Annotated in this window: 22 protein-coding genes; 12 read left to right on the plus strand and 10 right to left on the minus strand. The window is 72.6% G+C overall.

From position 1 onward, the window contains the following. Positions 1 to 10: 10 nt before the first annotated feature. Positions 11 to 1,078, plus strand: a complete 1,068-nt coding sequence (locus HHX41_RS26520) for a spore photoproduct lyase family protein (protein ID WP_182908177.1) — start codon at positions 11 to 13, stop codon at positions 1,076 to 1,078. An 86-nt stretch (positions 1,079 to 1,164) separates the two neighbouring features. Here the strand turns inward: HHX41_RS26520 and HHX41_RS26525 are convergent, their stop codons facing one another. Further along, positions 1,165 to 1,347 carry a TetR family transcriptional regulator gene (locus tag HHX41_RS26525; protein WP_182908178.1) on the minus strand — a complete coding sequence of 61 codons (183 nt, stop codon included), beginning with the start codon at positions 1,345 to 1,347 and terminating at the stop codon, positions 1,165 to 1,167. On the opposite strand from HHX41_RS26525, the gene HHX41_RS26530 reads away from it, so the two are divergent. Beyond that, a complete protein-coding gene (locus HHX41_RS26530) occupies positions 1,268 to 2,032 on the plus strand; it encodes an SDR family NAD(P)-dependent oxidoreductase (RefSeq protein ID WP_310742182.1) in 765 nt (254 codons plus the stop codon). The two genes, HHX41_RS26525 and HHX41_RS26530, sit on opposite strands and share 80 nt — an antisense overlap. On the opposite strand, the gene HHX41_RS26535 is transcribed toward HHX41_RS26530, so the two are convergent. Together HHX41_RS26535 and HHX41_RS26540 are read right to left on the minus strand one after the other, a co-directional pair. Next, complete coding sequence (locus HHX41_RS26535) at positions 2,007 to 2,699, minus strand: glycerophosphodiester phosphodiesterase family protein (RefSeq protein WP_182908180.1); 693 nt, start codon at positions 2,697 to 2,699, stop codon at positions 2,007 to 2,009. The two genes, HHX41_RS26530 and HHX41_RS26535, sit on opposite strands and share 26 nt — an antisense overlap. An 82-nt stretch (positions 2,700 to 2,781) precedes the next feature. Next, entirely contained in the window at positions 2,782 to 3,582 is an 801-nt protein-coding gene (locus HHX41_RS26540; RefSeq protein WP_182908181.1) for a trans-aconitate 2-methyltransferase, read from the minus strand. A 75-nt stretch (positions 3,583 to 3,657) separates the two neighbouring features. On the opposite strand from HHX41_RS26540, the gene HHX41_RS26545 reads away from it, so the two are divergent. After that, positions 3,658 to 4,251, plus strand: coding sequence for a TetR/AcrR family transcriptional regulator (locus HHX41_RS26545; protein WP_182908182.1), 594 nt, complete (start codon positions 3,658 to 3,660; stop codon positions 4,249 to 4,251). Between the two features lie 38 nt (positions 4,252 to 4,289). Here the strand turns inward: HHX41_RS26545 and HHX41_RS26550 are convergent, their stop codons facing one another. Together HHX41_RS26550 and HHX41_RS26555 are read right to left on the minus strand one after the other, a co-directional pair. Continuing rightward, complete coding sequence (locus HHX41_RS26550; protein WP_182908183.1) at positions 4,290 to 4,907, minus strand: HAD family hydrolase; 618 nt, start codon at positions 4,905 to 4,907, stop codon at positions 4,290 to 4,292. 55 nt (positions 4,908 to 4,962) lie between these two features. Next, positions 4,963 to 5,916, minus strand: a complete 954-nt coding sequence (locus HHX41_RS26555) for a Gfo/Idh/MocA family protein (RefSeq protein WP_182908184.1) — start codon at positions 5,914 to 5,916, stop codon at positions 4,963 to 4,965. 194 nt (positions 5,917 to 6,110) lie between these two features. On the opposite strand from HHX41_RS26555, the gene HHX41_RS26560 reads away from it, so the two are divergent. Continuing rightward, on the plus strand, positions 6,111 to 6,680 hold the full coding sequence (locus HHX41_RS26560) for an Ohr family peroxiredoxin (protein ID WP_182908185.1): 570 nt from the start codon (positions 6,111 to 6,113) through the stop codon (positions 6,678 to 6,680). Between the two features lie 85 nt (positions 6,681 to 6,765). Here HHX41_RS26560 and HHX41_RS26565 read toward each other — a convergent pair whose 3' ends face one another. Together HHX41_RS26565 and HHX41_RS26570 are read right to left on the minus strand one after the other, a co-directional pair. Beyond that, the gene (locus HHX41_RS26565; RefSeq protein ID WP_182908186.1) at positions 6,766 to 7,524 is read right to left on the minus strand and encodes a lytic polysaccharide monooxygenase; all 759 of its coding nucleotides are present in this window, start codon (positions 7,522 to 7,524) and stop codon (positions 6,766 to 6,768) included. Between the two features lie 160 nt (positions 7,525 to 7,684). Continuing rightward, complete coding sequence (locus tag HHX41_RS26570) at positions 7,685 to 8,125, minus strand: hypothetical protein (RefSeq protein ID WP_182908187.1); 441 nt, start codon at positions 8,123 to 8,125, stop codon at positions 7,685 to 7,687. Between the two features lie 91 nt (positions 8,126 to 8,216). On the opposite strand from HHX41_RS26570, the gene HHX41_RS26575 reads away from it, so the two are divergent. The 8 genes from HHX41_RS26575 to HHX41_RS26610 all read left to right on the plus strand — a co-directional run bounded on the left by HHX41_RS26575 (position 8,217) and on the right by HHX41_RS26610 (position 16,167). Continuing rightward, positions 8,217 to 8,624, plus strand: coding sequence for a metalloregulator ArsR/SmtB family transcription factor (locus HHX41_RS26575; RefSeq protein ID WP_310742183.1), 408 nt, complete (start codon positions 8,217 to 8,219; stop codon positions 8,622 to 8,624). Then, positions 8,617 to 9,744, plus strand: a complete 1,128-nt coding sequence (locus HHX41_RS26580; RefSeq protein ID WP_182908189.1) for a cation diffusion facilitator family transporter — start codon at positions 8,617 to 8,619, stop codon at positions 9,742 to 9,744. The genes HHX41_RS26575 and HHX41_RS26580 overlap by 8 nt, the downstream gene beginning before the upstream one ends. Positions 9,745 to 9,938: 194 nt before the next feature. Next, on the plus strand, positions 9,939 to 10,772 hold the full coding sequence (locus tag HHX41_RS26585; RefSeq protein WP_182908190.1) for a glycosyltransferase: 834 nt from the start codon (positions 9,939 to 9,941) through the stop codon (positions 10,770 to 10,772). Continuing rightward, positions 10,760 to 11,806, plus strand: coding sequence for a glycosyltransferase family 9 protein (locus tag HHX41_RS26590; RefSeq protein ID WP_182908191.1), 1,047 nt, complete (start codon positions 10,760 to 10,762; stop codon positions 11,804 to 11,806). The genes HHX41_RS26585 and HHX41_RS26590 overlap by 13 nt, the downstream gene beginning before the upstream one ends. A gap of 63 nt (positions 11,807 to 11,869) precedes the next feature. Next, positions 11,870 to 12,379, plus strand: coding sequence for a hypothetical protein (locus HHX41_RS26595; protein WP_182908192.1), 510 nt, complete (start codon positions 11,870 to 11,872; stop codon positions 12,377 to 12,379). Between the two features lie 254 nt (positions 12,380 to 12,633). After that, on the plus strand, positions 12,634 to 13,092 hold the full coding sequence (locus tag HHX41_RS26600) for a DUF6220 domain-containing protein (protein ID WP_182908193.1): 459 nt from the start codon (positions 12,634 to 12,636) through the stop codon (positions 13,090 to 13,092). Beyond that, positions 13,089 to 15,221, plus strand: coding sequence for a multicopper oxidase family protein (locus HHX41_RS26605; RefSeq protein ID WP_182908194.1), 2,133 nt, complete (start codon positions 13,089 to 13,091; stop codon positions 15,219 to 15,221). Before HHX41_RS26600 ends, HHX41_RS26605 begins: the two co-directional genes overlap by 4 nt. Before the next feature lie 175 nt (positions 15,222 to 15,396). Continuing rightward, positions 15,397 to 16,167, plus strand: coding sequence for a hypothetical protein (locus HHX41_RS26610; RefSeq protein ID WP_182908195.1), 771 nt, complete (start codon positions 15,397 to 15,399; stop codon positions 16,165 to 16,167). 108 nt (positions 16,168 to 16,275) lie between these two features. Here HHX41_RS26610 and HHX41_RS26615 read toward each other — a convergent pair whose 3' ends face one another. From HHX41_RS26615 to HHX41_RS26625, 3 genes are all read right to left on the minus strand, one after another. Next, the gene (locus HHX41_RS26615; RefSeq protein ID WP_182908196.1) at positions 16,276 to 17,100 is read right to left on the minus strand and encodes a GNAT family N-acetyltransferase; all 825 of its coding nucleotides are present in this window, start codon (positions 17,098 to 17,100) and stop codon (positions 16,276 to 16,278) included. Positions 17,101 to 17,225: 125 nt separating this feature from the next. Further along, on the minus strand, positions 17,226 to 18,083 hold the full coding sequence (locus tag HHX41_RS26620) for a carbohydrate ABC transporter permease (RefSeq protein ID WP_169986426.1): 858 nt from the start codon (positions 18,081 to 18,083) through the stop codon (positions 17,226 to 17,228). Then, positions 18,080 to 19,006 (minus strand): carbohydrate ABC transporter permease, encoded by a 927-nt coding sequence (locus HHX41_RS26625; RefSeq protein WP_169986428.1) that lies wholly within the window; start codon positions 19,004 to 19,006, stop codon positions 18,080 to 18,082. The genes HHX41_RS26620 and HHX41_RS26625 overlap by 4 nt, the downstream gene beginning before the upstream one ends. Positions 19,007 to 19,012: the final 6 nt, after the last annotated feature.

A 19,012-nucleotide genomic window follows, 5' to 3' on the forward strand; every position in this document is an offset into this window, starting at 1 on the left:
TTATATCCAGGTGAACGAAGGCCAGAGACTGCTGGACATCCGCCGCATCTACGTCGAGCCCGCAGCCGCCGAACTGCCGCGCGGCAAGGAGATCCTGGAGCGGTTCCCCGAGGCCGAGCGCATCGAGATCGAGGCCCACCACCGCATCCCCGAGCTGTACGGGGACGAGGCGAACGTGGCCCGCTGGGTCAGGATCAAGACCGAGGCGCTGGTCCTCGGCGTCAAGAAGTCGCTCACCGCGCGGCCCAACGGCCGGTCGAGCGACTTCATCGCGCCCTCCACCGCCAACGGCTGCGCCATGGCCTGCGCGTACTGCTACGTGCCGCGCCGCAAGGGCTACAGCAACCCGATCACCGTGTTCGCCAACATCGACAAGATCACGGGATATCTCGCCAGGCACGCCGGGCGCCAGGGCGTCAAGCCCGAGCCGAACCAGGTGGACCCGCACGCCTGGGTCTACGACATCGGCGAGAACTCCGACTGCTCGGTGGACGCGACCGTCTCCGACAACGTGCGCGACCTCGTCGACCTCTTCCGCGACCTGCCGAACGCCAAGGCGAGCTTCGCCACCAAGTACGTCAACCGCGACCTGCTCGGCTGGGACCCGCGGGGCCGTACGCGCGTCCGCTTCAGCCTGATGCCGGCCGCCGACGCCAAGCTGCTGGACATCCGCACCTCGCCCGTCGCCGGCCGGATCGCGGCGATCGACGACTTCGTCGAGGCGGGATACGAGGTGCACGTCAACTTCAGCCCGGTGGTCGTGCGCGACGGCTGGCTGGAGGACTGGGCCGAGCTGCTCGGGCAGCTCGACGACGCGCTGAGCCCGGCGGCCCGCGCCCAGCTCGCCGCCGAGGTCATCTTCCTCACGCACAACGACCGGCTGCACGAGGTCAACCTCGGCTGGCATCCCAAGGCCGAGGAGGTGCTGTGGCGTCCCGACCTCCAGCAGCCGAAGCGCTCGCAGACCGGCGGCTGGAACGTCCGCTACAAGACCGGCCACAAGGGCCGCTACGTCACCGCGCTCACCGACCTGATCGCCGGCAAGCTCCCGTACTGCACCGTCCGCTACGCCTTCTGACCGCCGCCCGGCAGCGAGAGCGCGTACGGCGAGCTCCACCCACCGCACCCGGGCGCGCTCCGGCGTCCCGGCGCCCGGTGATGTGGTCAGGAGCAGGGCGACGTCGTCGACCGTGACGTCGGGCCGCAGCGTACGGTCCCGGTGGGCGGCGGCGACCAGGTCGTTCTTGGTGGAAAGTGCCGGTAGAGCGTGCCCACGGCCACCCCGGCCGCCGCCGCGATGTCGTCCATCCCGGCCTCCGGCTTGAACGCATGGACCCACGAGGACATCCCCGGCCAGCGGGGCCGGACGGCCGTGGTGACCGGCGCCAACACCGGCATCGGGTTCGAGACGGCCAAGGCGCTGGCCCTGCGCGGCGCGACGGTCGTGCTCGCCTGCCGTGACCTCGCCAAGGCCGAGACGGCGGCCGGCGGGATCCGCCGCGACGCGCCGCGGGCAACCGTCGACGTGGTGCGCCTGGACCTGCTGCTGACCGTGCCCGGGTCCCGCGTGGTGACGGTCAGCAGCATCGGCCACCGGTTCGGCCGCATCGACACCGACGCCCCCGACTCGGGCGCGGGCGCCTACGCCCGGTCGAAGCTCGCCAACCTGCTGTTCGCCTACGAACTGCAGCGGCGGCTGCGGGCGTCCGGAGCGCCCACCGCGGCGCTGGCCGCACATCCGGGAGGCGCCGCGACGGAGGTGTTCCGCTACTCCTCGCCGTGGTTCCGGGTGCCGAACCTGCTGATCGCCCGGCTGTTCGGGCGGACTCCGGCCATGGGCGCGCTGCCCACCCTGCGCGCGGCGACCGATCATGAGGCCGTCGGCGGCGACTACTACGGTCCGGGCGGCCTGTTCGAGATCCGTGGACATCCCGAGCGGGTCAGGGCGGCCGCCCGCGCGCACGACAGCGGTCTGGGGCAGCGCCTGTGGGAGGTCTCCCAGCGGCTCACCTCCGTGACCTACCCCGTCTGAGCGCCGCCGTCATCTCGAGAGTTTCTCGTACGGCGTCCGGTCTGTCGGTGATGACGCCGTCCACACCCGCGCCGATCAGGCGGCGTACGGCGCCGGGGTCGTCCACGGTCCAGGCGAGGACCTTCATGCGCAGCCGGTGGACGCGCCGGACGTACTCCGCCGTGACGCCGGCGTACGGCGGGTCGACCTGGTCGGCGAACCGGGCCAGGCCGGGCAGGTCCCGGGCGGGCGGTGTGCCGAGCAGGCCGATCGGCACCCGGGGCATCAGGCGGTGGAAGCGGCGCATCGAGTCCCAGTCGAACGACTGCACGACGATCCGGCCGTGCCAGGCCGGGTCGCGCCCGATCTCCTCGGCCACCCGGGCCTCGATGCCGGGGTAGCGCCGGGGCTCCTTGATTTCCAGCAAGAGCCCGAGGCCGCTGCCGCGCATCGCGCGCAGCGCCTCGCCGAGCGTGGGCACCGCCTCCCCCGCGTACCGCGGTGAGAACCACGAGCCGGCGTCCAGCCTGCGGATCTCGGCCAGCGTGAGATCGCCGACCCGCCAGGGCGACCGGCCCGGGAAGACCTTCCCCGCGTCGGTCGTACGTCCGAGCTCAGGACGAGTCGCCGGCGCATGGTTCTCCTTCGAATCGAGAGCGTCTCCGATTCGAAGCTGACCGCGAGTCATTACTACAAGTTGATTCCTCGGTGGCGGCCGGGTGCCGGCTCGGTGAGCATCATCCCGTCTCCGGACATCCCGCCCGTGATGCTCACCCGCGTGCCGCGGTGACCACCACCGTGACGTAGGACACCGTGAAGCCGCCGCCCATCGCGTCGATGGCGTCCCCCACGCCCGCCAGCACCTCCGCGAGCGTGTCCTGTGGAAGCCGGGTGAGGACGCCGGACGTGGGCATCTGGTCCAGCCACTCGTCGCGGGTGTAGAACCGCTGCCAGTCGTACCGCCACTCCTCGGGATCGCCGAAGGCGCCCGCCTTCCCGATCCCGTCGGCGGCCTTGGCGAACAACGGCCGGTATCCGTCGAGCGCCGGCCCCGCCGGCCGGTCCTGCGCGGGGAAACCGGGCAGCACCCGTCGATAGACCGCGGCGGGGGCCTCCGCCACGGCCGGTGGGAGCTCGAAGACGTGCCAGAACGCCGCCAGCCGGCCGCCCGGGCGCAGCACCTCGGCCGCTTTGACCGCCCCGGCGACCGGATCGACCCAATGCCAGGCCGTCCCGGCGACGACCGCGTCGAACGTACGGCCCGCCGGTTCCCAGGCCTCGAAGGTCGACACCTCGACCTCGATCCCGTCGCGGCGCGCGAAGTCCGCCATCCGCGCGTCGGGTTCGACGCCGAGGACCGTGCACCCGGCCTCCCGGAACTGCCGGGTTGCGATGCCGGTGCCGCAGCCGACGTCGAGGAACTCGCGCCCGGGGCTCGCGGCGATGATCTGCTCCACCATCGCGGCGGGATAGGGGGGCCGGGTCCGGTCGTAGCGTTCGGGGTCCACGCCGAACGACTCCGCCATTCCCCTGGCCTTGTGCGGTTCGTTCTCGGGAAGTGTAGTGGGCATGCGCCCACTATGAGTGGGCGCATGCCCACTCGTCAAACCGGATACAGTCGACGAACGGACGAGAGGAACGGAACGGTGCCGACGGGGGTTGCCCTCCACAACGCGCGGGAGCAGTTGTTCGCGGCCGCGGAGCGCGTCCTGCTCAGGGACGGGCCGAGCGCGCTGACCAGCCGGGCGGTCACCACCGAGGCGGGCTGCGCCAAGGGCGTCCTGCACCGGCACTTCGCCGATTTCGACGCCTTCCTCGCCGAGCTCGTGCTCGACGGCATCGCCAGGGTCGACGCCCAGGCCGCCGCCCTGCGTCAGGCCGCCGGGACCGGCACCGTCGCCGGCAACCTCACCGGCGTGCTGACGGACCTGTTCGGGTCGGTCGCCGTCGCGGTCGTCGGTCTGATCATCTCCCGGGACGGGCTACGTGCCCGGCTGCGCGAGGCCAGGCCGGGCCCCGGCCTTCCGCTCCTGACGGAGGCAGCGGCCATGCTCGCCGCCTACCTGACGGCCGAGCGCGATCTGGGCCGCATCACGGCGGACGCCGACGTCGACACGCTCGCCCCCACGCTGCTCGGCGCCTCGCACCTGCTGTTCGCCGACCGGGACGGCGGCCCGCCGCGGGCCGACGCCGTCCACAGGATGGTGACCACCGTCGTCTCCGGCGTCGTACGCGACTGATCCGCGCGCACCGGAGACCTCCACCAGGGGCGGCCGGGTCAGCCGAGCAGCGGCGCGAGCGCCGTCTCCAGGCCGGGCGCGCCGGTGAAGAGGACGGCCGTCATGCCCAGTGCCCTGGCCGCCTCGACGTTCTCCGCCCGGTCGTCGACGAAGAGGCAGCGCCCGGCCGGGACGCCCGCGCGCTCGGCGGCGATCTCGTAGATGCGGGGGTCGGGCTTGGCCACCCCGGTCAGGGCGCTGCTGACCACCTCGTCGGCGAAGTGCGCCAGCCCCAGCCAGGCGAGGTCGTCCTCCAGGCTCAGCGTCGCGTTGGTCACCAGCACGACGGGCACGTGCGCCTGGGCCCGGCGCAGCAGGCCGAGCACCTCCTCGTCCGCCCGGGCCGGCGCCTTGACGAACGCCGTGACCAGCGCGCGGGCCCGCTCCGGCGGCGTCTGGAGGGCCAGTGCGGCCTCGGCCGCCTCCGTCCACTGCTCGACGGTGATCCGCCCGAGCAGCGCCGGCCGGCCCGCATCGGGCGCGAAGAAGACCTTCATGGTGGTCCCCTCGCCCAGACCGGCGGCGCGCTCCAGCTCGGTCAGCTCGGTGTGGTCGAAGAAACGGATGACGCCGTCGAGGTCGCACAGCACCGCGTCGTACGGCCGGGGGTTCGCCATCGCCCATGCATACCACGGGTGGCCGCCTCCCGGATGGGTCGGATCGGCGGCGGGGTCAGCGCAGCATGTCGAGGGCGCGGGCGGTGCCGAGGGAGTCGTCGGCCGCCGTGTGCCGGGGCTCGGCCTCCCCGCGCAGCACCTCGTGGATGTGCCGGATGCCCCAGGAGAACGCGGTCCCCCCGCCCGGCTCGTGCCGTTCGACCAGGCGGCCCGCACGCCACACCTCGAGCCCGTCGTGCGGCTCGGGGTGGAACGGGTTGGTCAGCCGGATCTCCCCGCCGGTGCCGACCAGGCGGGTGTACGTCGTGAACGGCAGGTCGAAGCCGCAGCTCATCATCAGGCGGCCGGTGCCGAACTCCAGGACCCCGGCGGTCTCGATGTCCACGCCCGCCTCGCCCTTGACGACGACGGCGTGGCCGGCGACGGCGTCACCGCCGAACAGTAACTGCGCGAGCCGCACCGGGTAGCAGCCCACGTCGTAGAGCGCGCCACCGCCGAGTGCCGGGTCGAGCCGGATGTTCACGGTGCCCTCCATCGTGAAATGGAAGGTCGACCAGATCTCCCGCAGGTCGCCGATCGCGCCCTCGGCGAGCAGGTCGCGCAGCCGCGCCGTCTGGGGGTGGAAGGGGAAGACGAACGCCTCCCAGAGCGGCCGGGCCGACCGGCGTGCGACCTCGATGACGTCGCCGGCCTCGGCGGGGGTGAGGCACAGCGGCTTCTCGCACAGGACCGCCTTGCCCGCCTCCAGGGCGGCGATCGTCCACGGCGCGTGCAGGGCGTTCGGCAGCGGGACGTAGACCGCGTCGATGCTCGGGTCCTCGATGACGGCCTCGTAGCCGCGTACGGCCCGGTCGACGCCGTTCCGCGCGGCGAACTCCTCGGCACGGGACAGGTCGCGGCCCGCCACAACGGCGGCCGTACCCCCGCCGGCCTCACGCAACGCGGGCAGGAACGCCCGCGCGGCGATGCCCGCCGTTCCGAGGACGCCCCATCGGACAGCCCCACTCATACCGAACCCACCCCTCGCCGCCATGACAGAGATTTCACCGTTTGCTGGGGAATGCCTGCCGGGACCGTAGCACAGGGACACTGAGCCGCCGCTGATGGGAACTTTTGCCTCCGAGGTCCGGTATCGGGCCGCTCAGGGGGTACGTGACGGCCGATCCCGACCGGGGCGCGACGTGAGCGGACGAGGGATGCGCTATGAGCGAGGAAATACGGCGATTCACCCATCTGCCGAGCGATCGGGCGCCCGGGCCCGACTACTCGGGGCCTGGAGTCGAGGCGGAGCTGACCGGGGAATTACCCGGAGACCACTCCACAGACCGGCCCGGACGGCAGGCGGCCCGCGAGGGCGGCGAATCCTACCACGACCTGTACACGGCCCGGGCCTCCTCCGCCCTCGGCAAGGTGGCGTCGGACGACGGCATGCTCGACGTCCGCATCAAGGCACCCGGGGAGCTCGGCGGGCCGGGCGGGGCGACCAACCCCGAGCAGCTGCTCGCCGCGGCCTACGCCTCCTGCTTCCACAACTCGCTCACCCTGGTGGCCGGCCGGCAGGGCGTCCGGACCGCCGACGCCACCGTGGACACGGCCGTCACGCTGCGCAAGCGGGGCACCGCCGACGACTACACGATCGCCACGGACCTGACCGTACGCCTGCCGGGGGTCGAGCCCGAGGCGGCCCGCAGGCTGGTGGAGCAGGCTCACGGCGAGTGCCCCTACTCGCGGGCCTTCATGCAGGGCGCCGAGGTGCACCTCCACGTCGCCTGACCCGCGACGCCCGGGCCGAGGCGTCCGGGCCGGGCCCTCCGGAGCGGACCCGCGGCCGCGCGCACCACGGGTCCGCCCGCTCATCTCAGATCCTCTGCCACAGCGCGGGGACGTTCGGCGGCTCCCAGCCCACGAGCGCCGTGTGGGCCTGCCTGCACTGGTACGTCGCCCCGCCGTAGGTGACCCGGTCGCCCACCTTGTACGCCGTCCCGGCGGCCCAGGTGCCGCCGGGAACCGTCGGAGTGGGCGTGGGGGTGCGCGTCGGCGTGGGAGACGGGCTCGGAGTACGCGTCGGCGTCGGGGACGGAGTGGGCGTGGGGCTGGGCGTCCCGCCCCCGCCGACCTGAAGGTCGACGCAGGCGTAGAACGCGTTGGCGGTGTCGGCCACGTTCCAGATCGCGAGGACCTTCTGCCGGCCCGTCCGTCCGTTCAGGTTCACGGTGTGGCTGACGGTGGCGGGAGGCTGGCGTCCCTGGTCGTCGAAGACGGCGACCCGCGTGCCTCCGATGTAGTACTCCCACGTGCTGGTGGCGTGGCGGGCGGTCAGCGACCAGGTGAAGGTGACGGTGTTGCCGACGCTGGTGGCCGGCCATGGCCTGCTCTCGTCGTCGAGCTGGGCGAATCGGGCGTTGCCGCCGCTGCAGCTGCGCAGCCCCTTCGGCCCTTCCACGCTCTGGGGCTCGTAGACGATGTCGCCGCAGTTGGGGACGCGGCCCTGGGCGCACATCGCCTGGCGGCTCGGGGGCGACGAGATGTAGCCGTGCGCCTGAGCCGGTGAGGCGACGAACACCGTGGCGCCGATGGCGATCGTCGCCGTCGCGAGGAAGGTCAGCGTTCTTCGCATGTGTGCTCCTCACTGCTGGGGGGTGGCGCAAATATAAAAGAAAGTTTCCTAACAGTGAAGGCCCAATGACTGCCCTTGTCAGACGTCGGCGGCGGGATCGTTCCAGCCGTGAACCTCCGCTCGGCCCCTGCTCCTCAGGGAGCAGGGGCCGAGCGGGACGTCACGCCGGTCGCCCGTCCGGGGTGCCCACCTGAGCGAGCGACCAGCCGCTGACGTCTTCGAGACGGATCCTCCAGGTCGCTCCGGCACCGCCCGCCGGGCGGTCGCCGGTGAAGGCGTCGACGAGGTGGAGGTAGTCCGGAAGGTCCTGCTCCGAGCCGGAGTCGAAGTCGCCGGCGAGCGCGGCGGCACGGTGGCGCTCGCGGCGCTCCTTCGCGCTCTCGGCGATGCGCATGAAGAAGCCTTCGGGGCCCTGGCCCGCGGGTATCTCCTCGGCGTGTGACCGGCGGATCTGTTCGATCACCGCGTCGGCGTACTCCTCCGGGGAGACGAGATGGCCGGTGATGACCGTGCCGTTCACGGCGAGGGCGACGCCCATTCGCTCCTTCGCCATGGACACGGCGAAGACCAGGGCCCGCAGTACTGGATCGGTGGTGCTCATGCGCCGATCTTGTCATCCGCCGGACGACGGCCGTACGGGCCACCGGGTGGGAGGCGTTGACATGCGTCAGGCGTCGCCTACACTCTCACACGTGAACGATCGTTCAAGTGTTGTGGATCTCGTGACGGCCGACTCCTGTGCGCTGCCGGTGGTGGACGCCGGCCGGGTGGAGACCGTCAGAAGGGCAATGCCGGCCGCTGAGACGGTGGAGGACCTGGCGCAGATCTTCGGGCTGCTGGCCGATCCCGGGCGGTTGCGGCTGATCGCGGCGCTGCTGGAGGGCGGCGAGATGTGCGTGTGCGATCTCGCCGCGGCGACCGGCCACAGCATGTCCGCCGCGTCCCACGCCCTGCGCCTGCTGCGGGTCCACAACGTGGTGAAGGTGCGGCGTGCGGGAAGGATGGCCTACTACCGCCTCGCGGACTCGCACGTGCGACTGCTGTTCGACCTGGCGATCACGCACATCGGACATGAGGAGAAGGACCGGGACGATGGGTGAGACCGGGAAGGACGCGAGCCATGAGCACGCGCGCGAGCACGGTCATGGTCATGGTCATGGGCACGGGCACGGGCACGCGGTGAGCGCCGAGGCCGACCGGCGTCTGCTGACCGGCGCGCTGGCGCTCATCGTCGGCTTCATGGCGGTCGAGGTCGTCATCGGCGTCATCGCGCATTCCCTGGCCCTGATCAGCGATGCCGGGCACATGCTCACCGACGCCATCGCCATCGCCTTCGCGATCGTGGCCATGCGGATCGCCGCCCGCCCGCCGCAGGGCGGCTTCACCTATGGCCTCAAACGCGCCGAGATCATCAGCGCCCAGATCAACGGGATCACGCTGCTGCTGCTCAGCGTCTACTTCGTCTACGAGGGCGTACGCAGGCTGATCGAGCCCCCCGAGGTCGAAGGCGCGTACGTCGTCGCCACCGGCATCGCCGGGATCGCGGTGAACCTGGCCGCGACCTGGCTGCTGAACAAGGCCAACCGCGCCAGCCTCAATGTCGAGGGCGCCTTCCAGCACATCCTCAACGACCTGTTCGCCTTCATCGCCACCACCGCCGCCGGCGCGGTGATCTGGGCGACCGGCTGGGGCCGGGCCGACGCCCTGGCCGCCCTCGTCGTGGCCGCCCTGATGCTCAAGGCCGGATGGGGCCTGGTGCGCGAGTCCGGCCGGGTCTTCATGGAGGCGGCTCCGGCCGGCATGAACCCCGCCGAGATCGGCCGTAAGGCCGCCGCCCTGGAACACGTCGTCGAGGTGCACGACCTGCACATCTGGGAGGTCACCAGCGGCTATCCCGCCATGTCCGCGCACATCCTCGTCGCCCCCGGCGCCGACTGCCACGCCGTACGGCAGGCGGCGCAGCGGATGGTCCACGACGAGTACGGCATCGACCACACCACCCTGCAGGTCGACCACGCCCCGCCGGAGCTCCTCGCGATCGGCGAGTCGTCCCCCGAGGCCGCCGAACCGCACTGCGCGGACGCGCACGGCCCCGCGCACACGAACGGGCGGTGGCGGCCCGCGGAGGAAGCGGCGCAGGAGCGGCGCGCGGCCGGTTGCGCCGGCCGCCGGTACATCAGGTTCCCCAGCCCCGGACGCCTCTCCGACCGCCGTTCCTGACGTCGCCCCTCCCCGTCATCGGCGGGTGGCCGGACACGACCGACCACGTTGCGTCGAGCCGCCGCTCTTCAGCCGGGGCGGGGCGAGCGACGGCGGGGCACGGCCACCGAGGCGCGCGCGGAGGAGAAGGACACGGCCGGCGTGGGCGGCTGACGGCGCTGTTTGCCGGATCACCCCAGGGGTATCACGCGCGCATGTTCGCCCCGTCTGACCTGGATGTACTCGTGCCCACGAAGGACCGCCCGGGCGCGCTGGGCGTGACGTTGGCGGGCCTCGCGGCGCAGACCGTGGCCGGGTTCCGCGTCGTGATCTCCGATCAGTCGGACGCGCCGGTCGCCGACGACCCGCTGGTGGCGGCGCAGCTGCGGATCCTCGGCCACCGGGACAGGCCGGCGGCCGTCCACCACCACCTGCCCCCGCGGGGCATGGCGGAACAACGCGCGTTCCTGCTCGACCGGGCCGAGCGGCGGCTGGCGCTCTACATCGACGACGACGTCTGGCTGGAGCCGGAGGCGATCGAGGTCCTGCTGTCTGCGATGAGCGATCTGCGCTGCGGCTTCGTCGGCTACGCCCTGCACGGCCTGTCCTACCGCGACGACGTACGCCCCGCCGAGCTGGCGCCGTACGAGGAGTGGACGGACGGCGTGCGGCCCGAGCGGGTGCGCCGGGAGTCGCCGGCCTGGCGGCGCCACACCCTGCACAACGCCTCGAACCCGCTGCACCTCGCGCGCGAGCACCTGGGCGTCCCGGGCCCCGGGGAGTGGCGGCCGTACAAGGTGGCCTGGATCGGCGGCTGCGTGCTGTACGACCGGGAACGGCTGCTGGAGTGCGGCGGCTTCGACTTCTGGCGGTCGGTGCCGCCCCGGCACGCGGGGGAGGACGTCGCGGCGCAGCTGCGCGTCATGGAGAGGTACGGCGGCGCGGGCCTGCTGCCGAGCCGGGCCTACCACCTGGAGTTGCCCACGACGGTCACCGACCGCAGCGCCGAGTGCTACGACTACGTGTTCGAGACGGCATGGGCGCGCTGATCGAGGGCGTGCGCCGCATCGCGGTGCTGCGGGCCAACGCCCTGGGCGACCTGGTCCTCGCCATGCCCGCCCTGGAGGCGCTCCGCCGGGCCTACCCGCAGGCCCGGCTGACCCTCCTCGGCATCCCCTGGCACGCCGGGTTCCTGGACGGCAGGCCGGGTCCGGTCGACGACGTCGTCGCCCTGCCGCCGATCTCCGGGGTCTCGTCGGCGGAGAGCGGGCACGAGGCGCCGCAGAGCCTGTTCGAGGAGCTGCGCGAGCACCGGTTCGACCTCGCCGTGCAGATCCACGGCGGCGGGCGCAACTCCAACCCCTTCGTCAGGGCGATCGGCGCCCGCGTGACGGCCGGCCTGTGCGCGCCCGACGCCGTACGGCTCGACCTGTGCGTGCCGTACGTCTACTACCAGCACGAGACGTTGCGCTATCTGGAGGTCGCCGCGCTGGTCGGCGGGACGGCCGAGGTGTACGAGCCCAGGATCGCCGTGACCGGCGCCGACCGCGCCGAACTCGCCCGCGTGTACGGCGAGCCGCCCCGCGGCCTGGTCGCGCTGCATCCCGGGGCGAGCGACCCCCGGCGGCGCTGGCCGGCGCGCGCCTTCGCGGAGGCGGCCGACCGGCTCGGCCGCCCGGTCGTGATCACCGGCATCGAGAAGGAGCGGGAGGTGGTCGAGGAGGTCGCGGCGGCGATGCGGCGGCCCGCGCTCACGGCGGTCGGCACGCTGAGCGTCGGCGGCCTCGCCGCGCTGTACGAGCGGTGCGACCTGGTCGTCTCCAACGACACCGGCCCCCGCCACCTCGCCGCGGCGGTCGGGACGGCCACCGTCGGCATCTACTGGTCCGGCAACCTGATCAACGCGGGGCCTCTCACCCGCGCCCTGCACCGGCCGTTGATCTCCTGGACCGCGCGCTGCCCGGTCTGCGGCGTCAGCGGGCACGATCCCCGGGCGGGGCGGTGCCCGCACGACGAGTCGTGGGTGGCCGAGGTCCCGGTCGACGACGTGGTCGAACAGGCCGGAGACCTGCTCCGGAGCTGATCGTGCGGGGAGACCAGCGGACGACAAGGATCTTCCAAGTCGGGGACCCTAGGGTCGGCGGACATGAGCAAGAACCTCGTCATCGGCCTGCTGGCCGCCGCCTTCGCCATGGGCCTGCCGACCGCTTCCGCCCACGCCGCCACGAGTTACACCAGCACGAGCCGCACCAGCACGACTCAGACCACCGCGGCCCAGACCACCGCCGCGGCGCCGCCGATCCACTGGGGTCCGGTGCAGTCCCGGTCCGGCCACCACGGCTACGCCAAGGCCGACGTGTGGACCACCCGTTTCACCGCGGAGACGTTCGTCGTCTCGGGCACGCTGTACGACCGCGACACGCACAGCGGGCACTGCGCCTACGTCCGGGCCCGCTTCCACTACGTCGGCGGCGGCACCGGGTGGGCCCGGCCGCAGACGACCTGCGCGTCCCGCGGTTCCTTCCGGCTGTCGTCCGACGGCCAGATCAAGCGGGTGGACGTCAAGGTCTGCGTGCTCGACCGGCCGCGCCGTACGACCCTGAAGTGCTACGCCGACGCCATCACCCCGGCCATCATCGCCAACTGGCCGCAGTGACCGTACTCCCCTCGCGGTAGCGGCGTGCGGCGCTGATCCCCGGGCGGTAGGCCCGACAGCCTCCGGGCGTGGGACGACGCGGACGGGCCCCGGCGGCCACCATCGAGACACCGCCAGGGGACGGACGGCGCGCAGGCCCGCGTACTCCCCCAGCGGTAGCCGACGTGTCTCTCGGTGAGGGACGCGCCACCGGCCCGCGTGGGACACGATCCCCGTGATCCCCCGCAATCCGCTAACCGTAGGGAGCAAAGAAAGTGCGCAAGGTCTACGCCGCTCTAGCGGGACTGCTGCTCGCCGCCGCCGTCGTGCAGATGTACCTCGCGGCCGTCGGCGCGTTCGACAAGCCGCAGGACGACTCCTCGTTCGCTCTGCACACCATGAACGGCATGATGGTCATCCCGGTGCTGTCGCTGGTGGCCACCGCCGCCGCGGCGGCCGCGAGGGCGCCGGGGCGCCAGATCGGGCTGACCGTCCTGCCCCTCGGCCTGGTGATCGTGCAGTCACTGATCGTCGCGATCGGCGGGCTGTTCGACGACAGCACCGGCAACACCACGCCCCTTTCCCTGGCGATCCTCGGCCTGCACGCCGTCAACGGCATGGCGGTGATCGGCGCCTGCGAGCTCGTGTTCCGCCGGGCGCGACGGCTCGCCTGGCCCAAGCCCGAGCCACGGTCGCAGGACGCCGCGGAGGGCAGTGCGGTCCCCGCATCATGACGACCGACCGGCTCATGGCGCTCGACCTGCTCGTCTCGGTCCTGACCGCGGCGGCGTGGGTGAGCGCGGGCGTGGCCGCCGCGGCCCGCCGTACGAGGACGACCGCGGCCCTGTTCGCCGTGGCCCTGGTCGCGTCCCTGGCCCGGGTCTGGTCCGTCCTCGCGCTGGCCGGCTCCGGCTGGTGGTTCGTGCAGGAGAAGGTCACCGTCGCCCTGCCGCTTCTCTTCGCGGCGGCGGCCGTCGCCACCGCGCTCGCCGGGCCGCGCGTCCTGCGCGCCGCCCGGCGACCGGGCCCACCATCGGGCGCGGTCCCGCACGGCGTGAGGACGCCGGCGGTGGTGGTCCCGCTGCTCGGCGCCGGATACGCGGCGGCGGCCGGGCTCGTGCAGACCTTCCTGGTCGGATATCCGGCGGACCCCGGCACCGCTCTCCTCCTCCTGGCCGTCGTCGCGGGGGCCGTCCTGGTGACGTGGAGGGCGTCCGGCGCGAGCGTCCCCGGCCTGCGTACGGCGACGGCGGCGACCGCCGTGGCCGCCGTGCTCGGGGTGACGCTCACGTTCGTCCCGGCCACGGAGGGGACCGCCGCAGCCGCGGAGGGGGCGGCTTCGGCGGGAGCCGGTGCGGCGGGGGCCGCCGGCTCCGAGACGCCCTCCGCTCACGGGGACCACCCGGCATCCGCGGACCACTCCGTCTCGGGGCCGAGCTCCGAGGGCCACTCCGTCTCGGGGGCGTCGGCCTCCGTGGCGGGAGGGCCGGTTCGCCCGGTGACGGCCCTGCGCGGCCCGGCCGTGCCACCGCCGGGCGGCGCCGTGCGCCGGTTCACGCTGACGGCCCGTACGGCGACCGTCACTCTGTCGTCGGGCCGGAAGGTGGCCGCGTGGACCTTCGACGGCCGGGTCCCCGGGCCGCCGATCACCGCCGTCCAGGGCGACCTTGTCGAGGTGCGGCTGCGGAACGCGGACATCGCGTCGGGGGTGACGCTGCACTGGCACGGCTACGACGTGCCTTCGGGCGAGGACGGCGTGCCCGGCCTCACCCAGGAGGCCGTGCCGCCCGGCGGGGAGTTCGTCTACCGCTTCGTCGCGGCCCAGGCGGGGACGTACTGGTACCACACCCACGAGGTGTCCGACCTCGGCGTACGGATGGGGCTCTACGGCACGCTCGTCGTCACGCCGGAGGGGGCCGCCGCCACCGGGGTGGACCTCACGCTGCCCGTGCACACCTTCGCCGGCACGACGGTGACGGGCGACCACGACCAGCCCCTGGTCCGGCAGGTCGCGCCCGGCACGCCCGTACGGCTGCGCCTGATCAACACCGACAACACGCCGCACCGGTTCACATTGGCGGGCACGCCCTACCGGCTGGTGGCCGTGGACGGGACGGATCTCACCGGGCCGGGCACGCTCGGAAGGGCCGGCCTGCGGCTCGCCGCGGGCGGCCGCTACGACCTCGCGTTCACGATGCCCGCAGGCCCCGTCGTCCTGCGGACCGACGACCGCTCCGACGCCGTACGGCTCACCCCCGGACCGTCCGGCACCGGCGAGGGCGCGGCGGGCACGAGGACGGGCGACGGGGGCACGGGCGACGGGGGCACGGGCGACGGAACCGGCGGCGGGAGCACGACCACGGCTCCCACCGGTGACTGGCCGGAACTCGACCTCACCCGGTACGGCACTCCCGCCCCCACGCCGTACACGCTGCGGAGCCGCTTCGACCGGGACTTCACGCTCGTCCTCGACCGGGGGTTCGCGCTCGCCGGCGGAAAGCCGGCCTACGCGCACACGGTGAACGGCCTCGCCTTCCCCGACATCCCCACGGAGGTGGTCAGGGAGGGCGACCTGGTCCGGCTCACCGTGGTCAACCGCGGCCGGGACACCCACCCCTGGCACCTCCACGGTCATCGGGTGCTCGTGCTCTCGCGTGACGGCCGCTCCCCCACCGGCAGCCCGCTGTGGCTCGACACCTTCGACGTACGGCCGGGCGAGGTGTGGGAGGTGGCCTTCCGCGCCACCAATCCCGGGCTGTGGATGAACCACTGCCACAACCTCAGCCACGCCGACCTGGGGATGATGCTGCACCTGGCGTACGAGGGGGTGACCACGCCCTTCCACGGCGCGCACGGCGGATGAAGCCGGCGGCGGGAAGCGCGATCGCCCCCTTTTCCCTGGTGTGTCGGGTAAAAAATCCGGGCGCGAATTCAACCGAGGTGTAAACGCAGGGTAATCAGATCAGAACTTCGGGTGAGCACCACTGGCCCGGGTCCCCCCGGCCGGGCGTGGGCGATGCCGACCGAAGGGAGAGATCGTGAAAGTCGCCGGAAGCATCGTTACCGCGCTGGCGGCGTGGGCCGCCACGGGGTGGATCCTCGCAGGCCACCCCGCACCGGCGGTCGCGGGCCCGGCCGGTTCCGCCGTGGCGGACCGCGCCGGCGCGGCCGCCGGGACCCGGGCGGCCCGGGCCGCCGCGGACGCCGGGGGCCGCCACATGCCGGGGATCGCGCCCCGCCCGGCGTCGGATGTCCCGGGACGTCCCGCCCCGGGCCTCCCGGCGGTCCGGCCACCCGGTCCCGGTGAACCCACCACCTCGGGACCGTTCGGGCAGATCGTGCACGAAAGCAGGCGGGGGCCCGGTGTCGTGTGCACCTACCGGCTCCGGGGCGTGCACAGGGGAGGCTTCCTCAACGTCCGTGATGGCGCCGGAATACGCCACACCCCCGTCGCCAAACTGCGACCGGCCGACGGAGGCTTCTCGGGAGCCTGCACCGCCACCAACGGCTGGATCGCGGTGAAGACCGCCGGCGGGGCGTCGGGCTTCGCCGCCGCCCGCTACCTCCACAGGCTCGACCTCGGCGGGCGGCCCTCGCTTTCGTGCATCTACCGCCTCCGGCACGTGCGCAAGGGCAGCTTCCTCAACGTCCGCGAGGGCGCCGGCGTCCACCACGCCCCCGTGGGCAGGCTGCGACCGGCCGACGGGAACATCGCCGGAGCCTGCGAGGCCACCCGCGGCTGGCTGGCCGTCGACACCGTCGCCGGCATTCCCGGATGGGCCTCCGCCCACTATCTGCGGAGGCTGTGACCCCGACCGGCGGGCTCCGTCCTGCCGCGTCCCCCCGGCCGCTGTCCTCGTCCCCGGTGTCCCCCTGGCCGGGGACGGGGGCCGCCGGCCCGCCGCCCCGGCTCCGGTCTAGCCGAGGTCGGGATGCGGGGTGTAGCAGTCGAGCCGCATGAAGTCATCGCTGGTCATCAGCGTGTCCATGTCGCCGATGTGCCAGCCCGCCTCCAGCAGCAGGGGCAGCAGCGGATGCGTGCCGGGCACCGCCAGGTGCACCCGCCCGGCCTGGGGATGCGCGTTCACCGCCTCCAGCACGATGTCGGCGCAGTCCTGGGGGGTCACACCCCCGGCAGGCCCGATGACGACCCTGTCTCCGGCCACCCTGGCGAACGCGTAGCCCGCCCCGCTGACGTGCAGGGTCACGCCGGGCAGGCCGGCGTACCACGTCAGCGTCGCGGTCCGGTCCCCGCCGGAGACGTGAGCGTCCATGGCCGCCGCCGCGCGGACGTCCGCATCCCCCGGCGCCGCCGGCCCGCTCTCCCGCGACGCGGGCCGGCCGCCGAGCGGCCCCCGCTTGAGGTACAGCAGCGGGCAGCGCGGGCGCATCCCGTTCCTGACGTACAGCGCGAAGGCCCTCTTGTCGTCGGACGCGAAGGTGACCTTGGGTGTGTCGCGCGGCAGCAGGTGGGACAGGATCGCGCGGCCCAGCCCCGACGACTGGTGGTCCGGGAGGACGAACAGGTCGCCGAGGTGCGTGACCGTCCCCCGGCGCAACGTGCCGCCGAAGCCCGCGATCGTGCCGTCCACCTCGCCGACGAGCAGCGCGCCGAACTCGCGTTCGGCGTCCACGAAGTCCGGCCGCTCCGGCCACGCGCCCAGGAGGCGGTAGTGGTCGGCGACGGCCCGAAGTCCGGGCATGTCGGCGTCGGCCGCGGCACGGACGATCGGTTCCGCCATCGGTGCTCCCCCCTGCGCGTTCTCCCCTCGTCCGTTCACCTTAGGGCGCGTTCATCCCCCAGTTCCCGGCCGGGGCGGCCGAACCGGGACGTGGCCGGGCGGAGCAGGTGGAGGACGCGTGCGGATCAGCCCTTGACGGCCCCCGCGGTCAGGCCGCTGACGAGCTGGCGCTCGGCCACGGCGTAGAAGCCGAGGGCGGGCAGCATCGCGACCACGATGTAGGCCATGACCCGCGCGATGTCCGTCGCGTACTGCCCCTGGAACTGCTGGACGCCCAGCGGGATGGTGAAGAGACTGTCGTCGCTGAACACCACGAGTGGCAGCATGAACTGGTTCCAGCTGTTGACGACCGCCAGCACGGAGACCGTGGCGATCGCGGGCCGGGCCATCGGCAGCAGGATCCGCCAGAAGAAGCCGAATGACGTGCACCCGTCGAGGATCGCCGCCTCCTCGATCTCCCCCGGGATGGCCCGGAAGAAGCCACGAAGGATGATGATCGTCATCGGCATGCCGAAGGCCGCCTGCGGGAGGATCACGCCGAGCGGGTTGTCGAGCAGCCCGAACATCCGCAGCAGCACGAACAGCGGCAGGATCGCCACCGCGAACGGGAACATGAGCCCGGCGGCGAACATCGTGAACAGCGCCTCGCGCCCCCGGAAGGCGAACCGCGCGAACACGAAGGCCGCCATCGCGGACACCGCGACGACCACGAGCGTGGTCAGCACCGCGATGTACGTGCTGTTCCAGAGCATGCGCCAGAACGACGCGGAAGCCAGCACGCTCGTGTAGTTCTCCGGCATCCACGGGTCGGGCAGGCCCAGCGGGTTGCTCGACAGCTGCCGGGTGGTCTTGAAGCCGCCGAGCACGCCGTACAGCAGCGGGATGCCGACGAACAGCGCCGTGATCACGACGATCGCGTGCAGGGACAGGCTGCGCAGCGGACCGCCCGACGTCGGAGACTGCTTGTGACGGTTCGCGCTCATCGCTGGTCCCTCAGCACGGTGCTCGCTCCTTCGAGGTCGCGGCGCATGACGTATCTCTGGTAGAAGAGCGCGAACACGAGGCTGATGAAGAACATCACCACGCTGATCGCACTCGCGTAGCCGACCTGGAAGCGTTTGAAGCCGAACTGGAACATCGTGACGGCCATGGTCTCGGAGGAGTGCGACGGGCCTCCACCGGTGATGATCCAGACCAGGTCGAACAGCTGGATCGCACCGATGACCGACAGGAACACGCTGATGCGGATCGTCGGGCCGAGCAGCGGCAGCGTGACGTAGCGGAAGGTCTTCCAGCCCGTCGCGCCGTCGATCTGGGCGGCCTCGGTGAGCTCCCGCGGGATGCCCTGGCGTCCGGCGATGTACAGAATCATGTGGAAACCGAAGTATTTCCAGGTCATGACGATGAACACCGACATCATGACCGTCGACGGGTCGGCGAACCAGTCGAGCGGGTCGACTCCGAACCAGCCGAGGATGTAGTTGGCCAGGCCGTCGGTGGGCGACAGGATCATCATGAACAGAACCGCGGTGATCGCCTCGGACAGCACGTACGGGGCGAAGAACAACAGGCGGAAGAACGCCCTGCCGTGGATCTTCTGGTTGAGCAGCATGGCGATGCCCAGCGAGAGGGGAAGCTGGATCGCCACCGACAGGATGATCAGCAGCAGGCCGCGCCACAGGTCACCCAGGAAGACCTCGTCCGCCAGCACACGGGTGAAGTTGGCCATGCCGACGAAGTCCGTCGGCAGCCCGCGCATGCCGTTCCACTTGAAGACGCTCGCGTAGAAGGCGAGCAGGATCGGCGCCACGACGAGCCCGAAGAAGAGCACGAGGGCGGGGAGCAGGAACAGGAGGATCGTGGTGAACCCCCGGAGCCTGAGGCTCCGGGGTCTCGTCGTCTTCACGCGGCA

The organism is Microbispora sp. H13382 (genome assembly GCF_014161445.1).
GTDB lineage: Bacteria > Actinomycetota > Actinomycetes > Streptosporangiales > Streptosporangiaceae > Microbispora.

Coding starts and splice junctions, on each gene's coding strand:
- HHX41_RS26525 (WP_182908178.1), bottom strand. CDS start 1,347: ATGTCCTCGTGGGTCCATGCGTTCAAGCCGGAGGCCGGGATGGACGAC.
- HHX41_RS26535 (WP_182908180.1), bottom strand. CDS start 2,699: ATGACTCGCGGTCAGCTTCGAATCGGAGACGCTCTCGATTCGAAGGAG.
- HHX41_RS26540 (WP_182908181.1), bottom strand. CDS start 3,582: ATGCCCACTACACTTCCCGAGAACGAACCGCACAAGGCCAGGGGAATG.
- HHX41_RS26550 (WP_182908183.1), bottom strand. CDS start 4,907: ATGGCGAACCCCCGGCCGTACGACGCGGTGCTGTGCGACCTCGACGGC.
- HHX41_RS26555 (WP_182908184.1), bottom strand. CDS start 5,916: ATGAGTGGGGCTGTCCGATGGGGCGTCCTCGGAACGGCGGGCATCGCC.
- HHX41_RS26560 (WP_182908185.1), top strand. CDS start 6,111: ATGAGCGAGGAAATACGGCGATTCACCCATCTGCCGAGCGATCGGGCG.
- HHX41_RS26565 (WP_182908186.1), bottom strand. CDS start 7,524: ATGCGAAGAACGCTGACCTTCCTCGCGACGGCGACGATCGCCATCGGC.
- HHX41_RS26570 (WP_182908187.1), bottom strand. CDS start 8,125: ATGAGCACCACCGATCCAGTACTGCGGGCCCTGGTCTTCGCCGTGTCC.
- HHX41_RS26580 (WP_182908189.1), top strand. CDS start 8,617: ATGGGTGAGACCGGGAAGGACGCGAGCCATGAGCACGCGCGCGAGCAC.
- HHX41_RS26585 (WP_182908190.1), top strand. CDS start 9,939: ATGTTCGCCCCGTCTGACCTGGATGTACTCGTGCCCACGAAGGACCGC.
- HHX41_RS26590 (WP_182908191.1), top strand. CDS start 10,760: ATGGGCGCGCTGATCGAGGGCGTGCGCCGCATCGCGGTGCTGCGGGCC.
- HHX41_RS26595 (WP_182908192.1), top strand. CDS start 11,870: ATGAGCAAGAACCTCGTCATCGGCCTGCTGGCCGCCGCCTTCGCCATG.
- HHX41_RS26605 (WP_182908194.1), top strand. CDS start 13,089: ATGACGACCGACCGGCTCATGGCGCTCGACCTGCTCGTCTCGGTCCTG.
- HHX41_RS26615 (WP_182908196.1), bottom strand. CDS start 17,100: ATGGCGGAACCGATCGTCCGTGCCGCGGCCGACGCCGACATGCCCGGA.
- HHX41_RS26620 (WP_169986426.1), bottom strand. CDS start 18,083: ATGAGCGCGAACCGTCACAAGCAGTCTCCGACGTCGGGCGGTCCGCTG.